We start from the raw sequence: 1,557 nt of genomic DNA on the forward strand, positions 1-1,557 counted from the left end.
ACAACGAAGGTCGCCTCACCGGGATTGAAATGCGCGGTCCCGAATACCGCGGCTTCAGCCCCGGCGGCGAGAAGACACTCTTCCGGCTGCCCGGGCGGCCCCGCAGCGGCACTGTCTCGGTCAGCCGTCTGGTCGTCGCGGAGGCGCCAATCGACGCGATGAGCGTTGCCGCGATCGAGCAATCACGGGGTGACACCCTCTACACCGCGACCGCCGGCGGCATGGGGCCGGGCACGATTGCCGCTTTGGAGCGCCAACTTCAGGCCCTCGCGACGCAGGGGGGCAGCGAACTCGCCATCGCGACCGACAATGACAGCGCGGGCCATGGCTATGCCGACCGCTTGACGGAGATGGGGAGAACCCTGGATCTGAAAGTCAGCCGCCTATTGCCGGCCAATGGGGCGAAGGATTGGAATGACGTGCTACGGCAAGGGAGGCGGGTATGAGGCCTGATCGCGCCTGGGTTCGGCTGAGCTCCGGGCGACGACTGGATCTGATCGCCCCACAACCCACGGACTGGACCGACCTCGATCTGGCGGTCGGGCTCTCCCGGACATACCGCTGGGGTGGACATTCGATTTGGGACCTGCCGCTATCCGTGACGCAGCATAGCCTGCTCGTGCTGGTGCTGCGTCAGCAGATACAGCCACACCAGCCGCTGACGCCCGGAGAAGCGCTGCGGGAATTGTTGCACGACGCGGATGAGGGACTCGTCGGCTTCGACCCGATCTCTCCCCTCAAGCCGCATCTCGGATCCGAGTTCAGCGCCCTGACGTCGAGCCTGCAGAAGGCGATCGCGGTGCGCTACAGCCTGCCAGCCTGGTCGGCTGAGGACCAGTTGCTTCACAAGCGCGCGGATCACCTGGCAGCCTCTTCTGAGGCCCTTCACGTCGCCGGCTGGTCACGGGAGGAAATCCGCGAAACGCTCGGCATCCAGTTGGAGCCGATGATAGCCGATCCACTGCCGCTTTTGGCGGGCTTTGAGCCCTGGCAGCCATGGCCGCCCCGCCGTGCCGCGGCATTGTTTCTTGCCAAACTCAGGGAACTCACGAGCGGGACCCATAGTGGGGCCCCTGCCGATCTGACCGCGGCGATCAAACGCGAGGCTAAGATCGCATCATTGGGAGCTGCATTCTCCCACTTGCCCGCAGATACGCGCGGGCAATGCATGATTCCGCTGACGGGCGACAGTCTCAACGACATTTTCGTCCATGTCGAATTCGGGGAGGCGTCGCGCCAGCACCTCGAAGGTATAATCGTCGATGGTGCGCGAGACGGTGACGGAGAATGGCTGCTGGATGAACAGTTCACCGTGTTCACAACCAATGAAGAACTCGTCCAAGTGTTGGGTCAGGAGTGTCATGTCGAGGTTCGATGACATTGCAGGCCGGGGGGCGTGGCGCGGCAGGACGTTTATCGAACCAACGGTCAAGATCTGACACTCGATATCCACGAGCGAGGGGTTCGCTCGCATTCAATTTCGGTCGTCCAAGACCAAGGACACTCATCGCAAAGCGTTCACTCCAAACCTGCTCATCACTCAATAATGCGAGCCTC

Annotated in this window: 2 protein-coding genes; both read left to right on the plus strand. The window is 62.8% G+C overall.

Annotated elements, in window-relative coordinates; all coding sequences use genetic code 11:
- On the plus strand, nt 1-446 hold a 446-nt coding region (locus GSQ92_RS30705), incomplete at its 5' end, for a toprim domain-containing protein (protein ID WP_216857048.1).
- Nucleotides 443-1,378, plus strand: coding sequence for a hypothetical protein (locus tag GSQ92_RS30710; RefSeq protein WP_216857049.1), 936 nt, complete (start codon nt 443-445; stop codon nt 1,376-1,378). The genes GSQ92_RS30705 and GSQ92_RS30710, both read left to right, overlap by 4 nt.
- Nucleotides 1,379-1,557 lie beyond the last annotated feature (179 nt).

It is taken from the genome of Acidisoma sp. S159 (genome assembly GCF_009766125.1).
Lineage (GTDB): Bacteria > Pseudomonadota > Alphaproteobacteria > Acetobacterales > Acetobacteraceae > Acidisoma.

Excerpts from the sequence above, each read along its gene's own strand:
- GSQ92_RS30710 (WP_216857049.1), top strand. The coding sequence starts at position 443 with ATGAGGCCTGATCGCGCCTGGGTTCGGCTGAGCTCCGGGCGACGACTG.